This is a genomic window from Streptomyces glaucescens, from assembly GCF_002154375.1.
In the GTDB taxonomy this organism is placed as follows: Bacteria; Actinomycetota; Actinomycetes; order Streptomycetales; family Streptomycetaceae; genus Streptomyces; species Streptomyces glaucescens.
Window position 1 is genome coordinate 1 of sequence record NZ_MUND01000619.1, and the last position, 6,813, is coordinate 6,813.

The window sequence follows — 6,813 nt, forward strand, 5'->3', positions numbered from 1 at the left end:
CCCGGCGAGGGCACCGGCCCGGGGCAGCGCATCGACCTCGACTGACCCGTCCCGAAGGCTCTGCCGCCGGCTTCCCCCCTGCCCAGCGGGCGGACGACGGGACCTGACGGCAGGCCCCTCGGGTACGGTTGGCCGTAGCGGGGCTCGACCGAAACTGAGGGATTCATGGGACTCACCATCGGCGTCGACATCGGCGGCACGAAGATCGCGGCCGGCGTGGTCGACGAGGAAGGCAACATCCTCTCGACCCACAAGGTGCCGACCCCGGGCACGCCCGAGGGCATCGTGGACGCGATCGCCTCGGCGGTGGAGGGTGCGCGCGCCGGCCACGACATCGTCGGCGTGGGCATCGGCGCCGCCGGCTACGTCAACCGTCAGCGCTCCGAGGTCTACTTCGCGCCCAACATCGACTGGCGCAACGAGCCGCTGAAGGAGAAGGTCGAGGCCCGCGTGGGCCTTCCGGTCGTCGTGGAGAACGACGCCAACGCGGCCGCCTGGGGCGAGTACAAGTTCGGCGCGGGCAAGGGCCACCGCAACGTCATCTGCATCACCCTCGGCACCGGCCTCGGCGGCGGCATCATCATCGGCAACAAGCTGCGCCGCGGCCACTTCGGCGTGGCCGCCGAGTTCGGCCACATCCGGATGGTGCCGGACGGCCTGCTGTGCGGGTGCGGCTCGCAGGGCTGCTGGGAGCAGTACGCCTCCGGCCGCGCCCTGGTCCGGTACGCCAAGCAGCGCGCCAACGCCACCCCCGAGCGCGCCGAGGTGCTGCTCGGCCTCGGCGACGGCACCCCGGACGGCATCGAGGGCAAGCACATCTCCATGGCCGCCCGCCAGGGCGACCCGGTCGCCGTGGACTCGTACCGCGAGCTGGCCCGCTGGGCGGGCGCCGGTCTCGCCGACCTGGCCTCGCTGTTCGACCCGTCCGCGTTCATCGTCGGCGGCGGCCTGTCGGACGAGGGCGAGCTGGTGCTGGACCCGATCCGCAAGTCGTACAAGCGCTGGCTGGTGGGCGGCAACTGGCGCCCGGTCGCCGATGTGATCGCCGCGCAGCTGGGCAACAAGGCGGGCCTGGTCGGCGCCGCCGACCTGGCCAGGGAGCCCGACCCGATCATGTGACACCCGCACGGGTACGGTGCCCGTCGTTCCCCTCGGGGGCGGCGGGCACAGGCGTATCTTGATCCGCATGGAGACGACGCCGCCCCAGCTGCCCAACTCCACGACCGAAGCCGACGGTTCCGCCGTCGTCCGCGTGCTCGGTTACAACGTGAGGTCGCTGCGGGACGACACCGACGCCCTCGCCCGGGTGATCTCCGCCTGCGCCCCGGACCTCGTGCTGGTGCAGGAGGCGCCCCGGTTCTTCCGCTGGCGCAAGAAGCTGGCCCGGCTCGCCCGCGCCGCCGACCTGGTGATGCTCTCGGGTGGCGGCACGGCCGCCGGGCCCGCGCTGCTCTGCTCCCTGCGGGCCACGGTCGAGCGCACCGAGGACGTGCTGCTGCCGCTCACCCCGGGACTGCACCGGCGCGGCCTCGCGACCGCCGTGGTGCGCTTCGGGGGCGCCCGGCTGGGCGTGGTGAGCTGCCACCTCAGCCTGCAGCAGGACGAGCGCCACGAGCAGGGCGGCATGGTCCTCGACCGGCTCGCGGGGATGGGCGTGGAGCACGTGGTCGTGGGCGGCGACATCAACGAGCGGCCCGACGGCCGGACCTTCCGGCGGCTGGCCGCCGATCTCCAGGACTGCTGGGCGACCGCCCCCTGGGGCGGCGAGTTCACCTCCACGCCGGCCGCCCCGCACCAGCGGATCGACGCGATCTTCGCGACCAAGGGCGTCGAGGTGCTGGGCTGCGGGGTGCCCCTCGGTCATCCGGGGGTCCGCGAGGACGATCTGAGAGCGGCCACGGACCACCTTCCGGTCCTGGCCGCCCTCAGGGTGCCCGCGGGCTGAGGCCATCAGGGTGCCCGCGGGCTGAGGGTCAGACGACGGCGCCGCGGCCCGGGTCGTCGTCCTCCTCGTCGTCCGGGCGCATCCGCATCACCAGCGTGGCGAAGCCGCCCAGGAAGCCGCCGATGCCGAGGGCGGTGAGCCACCACGTCATGTCCCAGCCCAGCAGGACCGCCAGCAGAAGCAGCACCGGGCCGCCGATCACCGCGAGCCAGGCGAACTTCGCGGTCGCGTCGGCGGCGGGCAGCGGGGGCGGCTCCGGCGGGACGAAGTGGCCCTCGTCGTCGCCGTCGAAGTCCTCCTCGGCCGGCTCGGCCACCGAGTAGTCACGGGGGCCGGTGCCCACGCCGGGGGCGAAGGAGACGGAGCTGCCCAGCGGCTTCGGCGTCTCCTTCTTCGGCGCCCCCTTCTTCGGCGGCTCGTTCCGCGGCGCCTCGCCCCCCTCGCCGTCGTTCGTCTCGGTCTCCAGCAGGGCCAGGTCCTCCACCGACTTGAACGGCTTGGCGCCCGGCGGGTCCGGCGGCTCCTCGCCGTACCCGGCCACGATCGCGGCCCAGGCGGCCTCCTCGTCGAACGGCACCGACTGCTCACCGCCGTCGCCGCCCGGACGGCCCGCGCCGCCCTGCCGTGCCTCCGCGTGCTCGCGGTCCTCGCGTTCCTCGCGGTCCTCGCGCTCCGAGCCGTGCTCAGCCACCTGCGGCCGTCCCTTCGTTGCCGACGCCGACACCGGGTGCGAGCCGGCCGATGAACGCCAGGCTTTCCTGGAAGATCCGGTCCGCGTCATAGTCCAACGTCGCCACGTGGTAGCTCTGTTCCAGCAGCAGCTCGGTCACGTCGGTGGACGAGACCCGGCTGAGCACGCGGGCCGAGTCGGCGGGCGGCACCACATGGTCCTGCGGGCTGCGCAGCAGCAGCAGCGGCTGGGTGACCTGGGGCAGCTCGCGGTCGACGACCCGGAAGAAGGCCCGCAGGGAGTGCGCGGCGTGCAGCGGCACCCGGTCGTAGCCGATCTCCACGCTGCCCGGCTTGGCGATGTCGCTGGCGATGCCCCGGGTCGTGCGGACCAGGTGACGGGCGACCGGCAGGGCGTACGCGGACAGGCCGTGCACCTTGTTCGCCGGGTTGACGACGACCACACCGCCGATCGCGTCGCCGTGCCGGGCCGCGAGCCGCAGCGCGAGGGCGCCGCCCATGGACAGCCCGGCCACGAACACCCGCGAACAGCGCGCGCGCAGGGCGTGCAGCTCGCGGTCCACCTCCGCATACCAGTCCGGCCAGCCGGTGAGCTGCATGTCCTCCCAGCGGGTGCCGTGCCCGGGGAGCAGCGGCAGGGAGACGGTCAGGCCGTGCCCGGCGAGGTGCTCCGCCCAGGGGCGCAGCGACTGCGGGGAACCGGTGAAGCCGTGGCAGAGCAGGACGCCGACCTCTCCGCCCTCGTGGCGGTACGGCTCGGCTCCGGGGAGGACCGGCACCTTCGGTCTCCTGTTCATCTCAGGGTTGCGTCGGAACGGGCGTGAAGCAGAGTGCGGGTGTGGCTTCACCGTACGCGACCGCACTGACACCGACCAGGGCCGTCGGGTACTCGGGGCGTGCCCGGTCCGGCCTCCGGGTTAAGGTCTGATCCACAGACACAGGAGGCACTCGGTTGTTGTACGGCGCGATGAAGGTCACCGTCGGGGGTTCGCTGAAGCTCGTCTTCAGGCCCTGGGTGGAGGGCCTGGAGAACGTTCCCGCCGAGGGCCCCGCGATCCTCGCGAGCAATCACCTGTCCTTCTCGGACTCGTTCTTCCTGCCCGCGGTGCTCGACCGGAAGGTCACCTTCATCGCGAAGGCCGAGTACTTCACCACCCCCGGAGTGAAGGGCCGGCTGACCGCCGCGTTCTTCAAGGGCGTCGGCCAGCTCCCGGTGGACCGCTCCGGCGCGCGCGGCGCGGGTGAGGCGGCCATCAAGAGCGGCATCGAGGTGATCGAGCGCGGCGAGCTGTTCGGCATCTACCCCGAGGGCACCCGCTCGCCCGACGGCCGGCTCTACCGGGGCAAGCCCGGCGGCCTCGCGCGCGTGGCGCTCGCCACCGGCGCGCCCGTCATCCCGGTCGCCATGATCGACACGGAGAAGATCCAGCCGCCCGGCAAGGTCGTCCCCAAGGTGATGCGGCCCGGCATCCGCATCGGCAAGCCCCTCGACTTCAGCCGCTACCAGGGCATGGAGCACGACCGTTTCGTGCTCCGCGCGGTGACCGACGAGGTCATGTACGAGATCATGAAGCTCTCCGGCCAGGAGTACGTCGACATGTACGCGACCGCCGCGAAGCGGCAGATCGCGGAGGCGGCCAAGGCCGAGAAGGAGGCGGCGAAGGCGGCCAGGGCCGCGCTCGCCCAGGCCGAGAAGGAGCAGGCCGACAAGGAGAAGGCACACCGGGAGCAGACGGACCGGTGACGGTCCGGGGCCCGGACGCGTCCGTCCGGGCCGGGGGGTGGGGACATGGCCAAGCGCGAGAGAGTCATGAGGATGTCGGTCGAGCAGCCGCTGTGGCGTGCGCTCGCCGGCTTCCGGGTGCTGACCATGCTGTATGCGATCGGCCTGTTCTGCACCGCCTACGGCGAGTTCCCGCGCCCCTGGATCGCGATCGGCTACTACGTCGTCCTGGCCGGCTGGACGCTGGCGACCCTCCCCAGGGTCGCGAGCGAGGCCGCCTGCACCAAGCGCTTCCTCGCCGTCGACCTGACCATCGCCGTCACCGGCATCCTGCTCACCATCGCGGCCGACGCCCACGAGCGGATCGTCGACGGCGGCCCCACCCTGCCGTCGATATGGACCGCCGGCTCCGTCCTGGCCTTCGCCATCAAGGGCGGCTGGCGGTGGGCGGCCCTCGCCTCCACCGCGGTCGCCGTCGCCAACCTGATCGAACGCGGCGCCCCGGCCCGCGACACCGTCCACAACGTGATCCTGGTCTGGGTCGCCTCCATCGCCATCGGCTACGTCGTCGAGGTCGCCCGCGCCTCCGAGCGCACCCTCGCCCGCGCCCTGGAGATCGAGGCCGCGACCCGGGAGCGGGAGCGGCTCGCCCGGGACATCCACGACAGCGTGCTCCAGGTGCTGGCCATGGTGAAGCGCCGCGGTGCCGCCCTCGGCGGCGAGGCGGCCGAGCTGGGCCGGCTGGCCGGCGAGCAGGAGGTGGCGCTGCGCACCCTGGTCTCCGGCGGGCTGGTCCCCGTCTCCCGGGTCTCCGAGGACACCGCCCAGGGCGCGGTCGTCCGGGCCGTGGAGGAGCCGGAAGACGCCGACGGGCCCGTCGACCTGCGCGGCCTGCTCCTGCCGTACGCGGGCGCCCGGATCCATGTCGCGGAGCCCGGCGCCCCGGTCACCCTGCCGGCGAACGCCGCCCGGGAGCTGGCCGCGGCCGTCGGCGCCGCCCTGGACAACGTCGAGCGGCACGCCGGGGAGCACGCCCACGCGTGGATCCTCATCGAGGACGAGCCCGGCGAGGTGATCGTCACCGTCCGCGACGACGGGCCCGGCATCCCGGAGGGACGTCTGGCGCAGGCCGAGGGCGAGGGGCGGATGGGCGTCGCCCTGTCCATCCGGGGCCGGCTGCGCGACCTGGGCGGCAGCGCCGAGCTGATCTCCACACCCGGACAGGGCACCGAGGTCGAACTGAAGGTCCCGAAGAGCGAACCGATGGCACGGGGGAAGCGATGAGCGAGCAGCAGGCGATCAAGGTCATGGTGGTCGACGACCATCCGATGTGGCGCGACGCCGTCGCCCGCGATCTGGCCGAGTCCGGTTTCGACGTGGTCGCCACCGCGGGCGACGGCGAGCAGGCGGTACGCCGCGCCAGGGCCGCCGCCCCCGACGTGCTCGTCCTCGACCTGAACCTGCCCGCCAAGCCGGGCGTCCAGGTCTGCAAGGAGGTCGTCGCCGCCGACCCCGCGCTGCGCGTGCTGGTGCTGTCCGCGAGCGGGGAGCACGCCGACGTCCTGGAGGCGGTGAAGTCCGGCGCGACCGGCTATCTGCTGAAGTCGGCGTCCACCGAGGAACTGCTGGACGCGGTGCGCCGCACGGCCGTCGGCGACCCCGTGTTCACCCCGGGCCTCGCGGGCCTGGTCCTCGGCGAGTACCGCAGGCTGGCATCCGAGCCCGCGCCGACGCCCGACACCGACCAGCCGGGAGCGCCCCGCCTCACCGAGCGGGAGACCGAGGTGCTGCGCCTGGTCGCCAAGGGCCTGAGCTACAAGCAGATCGCCGAACGCCTGGTCATCTCCCACCGCACGGTGCAGAACCACGTCCAGAACACCCTCGGCAAGCTCCAGCTGCACAACCGGGTGGAGCTGGTGCGGTACGCCATAGAGCGCGGCCTCGACGAGGAGTAGCGCCACGGCGGGCGGCACCCGCCGGCCGAGGGGAACCAGGCAAGAGAGCGTGAAGCCGGAACTCCGCGAGGGGGCCGGGGTGTTCTCCGGGTGACGGGACGCCGACCGTGCCGAGGGACGGGGGAGTCATGGCGGGCTGGTGGAACACGCGGGGACTGCGCGGTCTGCTGGAGCGGCACGAGCCGGCGCTGCGCGGCGTCTGGCCCGCGTTACGCGACGGCAGGGACCTGCCGCCCCCGCCGCCCGCCGACGCGGGCCCGCTGGCCGCCCTGTCCGCGGCGGCGGTGCAGGCGGCGGCCGGCGGCGGCGAGGACGCGCCGGAACTCTCGGCCGCCCTCCTCGCCTCCGCGGTCCTGCACCGCGCCGAGCGGGTGACCGTTCCCCCGGCCCTGCGCCCCTTCGTCGACCCGTCGGCCGAGGTCGACGACGCCACCGCGCGCACCGCCGGCAGCCTCGCCGCCGGACTCGCGGCCCGCGCCCGCGCCGCCGCCACCCCCGAC

The 6,813-nt window shown here is 73.8% G+C and carries 7 protein-coding genes and 1 pseudogene; 6 read left to right on the forward strand and 2 right to left on the reverse strand.

Going from position 1 to position 6,813, the window contains the following annotated elements:
• Window positions 1–165: 165 nt before the first annotated feature.
• Both CCN42_RS33195 and CCN42_RS33200 read left to right on the forward strand, forming a co-directional pair.
• Window positions 166–1,119 (forward strand): ROK family glucokinase, encoded by a 954-nt coding sequence (locus CCN42_RS33195; protein WP_043500127.1) that lies wholly within the window; start codon window positions 166–168, stop codon window positions 1,117–1,119.
• A 67-nt stretch (window positions 1,120–1,186) separates the two neighbouring features.
• The gene (locus CCN42_RS33200) at window positions 1,187–1,945 is read left to right on the forward strand and encodes an endonuclease/exonuclease/phosphatase family protein (RefSeq protein ID WP_086741127.1); all 759 of its coding nucleotides are present in this window, start codon (window positions 1,187–1,189) and stop codon (window positions 1,943–1,945) included.
• Window positions 1,946–1,973: 28 nt separating this feature from the next.
• On the opposite strand, the gene CCN42_RS33205 is transcribed toward CCN42_RS33200, so the two are convergent.
• Complete coding sequence (locus CCN42_RS33205) at window positions 1,974–2,636, reverse strand: hypothetical protein (protein WP_086741128.1); 663 nt, start codon at window positions 2,634–2,636, stop codon at window positions 1,974–1,976.
• The gene (locus CCN42_RS33210) at window positions 2,629–3,414 is read right to left on the reverse strand and encodes an alpha/beta hydrolase (RefSeq protein ID WP_086741129.1); all 786 of its coding nucleotides are present in this window, start codon (window positions 3,412–3,414) and stop codon (window positions 2,629–2,631) included. The genes CCN42_RS33205 and CCN42_RS33210 overlap by 8 nt, the downstream gene beginning before the upstream one ends.
• A 188-nt stretch (window positions 3,415–3,602) precedes the next feature.
• Between CCN42_RS33210 and CCN42_RS33215 the strand changes: the two genes are divergently transcribed.
• The 4 genes and pseudogenes from CCN42_RS33215 to CCN42_RS33230 all read left to right on the forward strand — a co-directional run.
• Window positions 3,603–4,379 carry a lysophospholipid acyltransferase family protein gene (locus CCN42_RS33215; protein WP_086741130.1) on the forward strand — a complete coding sequence of 259 codons (777 nt, stop codon included), beginning with the start codon at window positions 3,603–3,605 and terminating at the stop codon, window positions 4,377–4,379.
• A gap of 45 nt (window positions 4,380–4,424) precedes the next feature.
• Entirely contained in the window at window positions 4,425–5,642 is a 1,218-nt protein-coding gene (gene macS, locus CCN42_RS33220; protein ID WP_086741131.1) for a MacS family sensor histidine kinase, read from the forward strand.
• Window positions 5,639–6,313 (forward strand): response regulator, encoded by a 675-nt coding sequence (locus CCN42_RS33225; RefSeq protein ID WP_086741132.1) that lies wholly within the window; start codon window positions 5,639–5,641, stop codon window positions 6,311–6,313. The genes macS and CCN42_RS33225 overlap by 4 nt, the downstream gene beginning before the upstream one ends.
• Window positions 6,314–6,441: 128 nt before the next feature.
• Window positions 6,442–6,813, forward strand: a pseudogene (locus CCN42_RS33230) (hypothetical protein); the annotation flags it as partial.

Bases quoted from the DNA above. Each gene is read 5' to 3' on its own strand.
- CCN42_RS33195 (WP_043500127.1), top strand. From the start codon at position 166: ATGGGACTCACCATCGGCGTCGACATCGGCGGCACGAAGATCGCGGCC.
- CCN42_RS33200 (WP_086741127.1), top strand. From the start codon at position 1,187: ATGGAGACGACGCCGCCCCAGCTGCCCAACTCCACGACCGAAGCCGAC.
- CCN42_RS33215 (WP_086741130.1), top strand. From the start codon at position 3,603: ATGAAGGTCACCGTCGGGGGTTCGCTGAAGCTCGTCTTCAGGCCCTGG.
- macS (WP_086741131.1), top strand. From the start codon at position 4,425: ATGGCCAAGCGCGAGAGAGTCATGAGGATGTCGGTCGAGCAGCCGCTG.
- CCN42_RS33225 (WP_086741132.1), top strand. From the start codon at position 5,639: ATGAGCGAGCAGCAGGCGATCAAGGTCATGGTGGTCGACGACCATCCG.